The sequence below is a fragment of the Pseudomonas sp. HY13-MNA-CIBAN-0226 genome, from assembly GCF_040310305.1.
Lineage (GTDB): Bacteria > Pseudomonadota > Gammaproteobacteria > Pseudomonadales > Pseudomonadaceae > Aquipseudomonas > Aquipseudomonas gregormendelii.
The window spans coordinates 1-249 of sequence record NZ_JBEOPS010000483.1; the positions used below are offsets into that span (position 1 = coordinate 1).

General features: G+C 51.0%; 1 protein-coding gene. It reads left to right on the forward strand.

All coding sequences use genetic code 11. The features are described from left to right. Positions 1–249: 3,4-dihydroxy-2-butanone-4-phosphate synthase (locus tag AAEZ05_RS29595; RefSeq protein ID WP_350650192.1), on the forward strand; the 249-nt coding region annotated here is incomplete at both ends.

Sequence of the window (249 nt, forward strand, 5' to 3'; positions counted from 1 at the left end):
GTGCCGGACATACCGAAGCAGGGTGCGACTTAGCACGATTGGCAGGTCTTGAGCCCGCAGCAGTGATTGTAGAGATCATCAATGCTGATGGTACAATGGCACGCCGTGATGATCTCGAGATATTTGCAAAAGAGCACGGCATCAAAATGGGCACCATCGCTGATCTTATCAACTACCGCATTGCCAATGAGCAAACGGTAGAAGAGATTGAGTCGCGTCCCTTTGAGACTGAACACGGCACCTTTACCC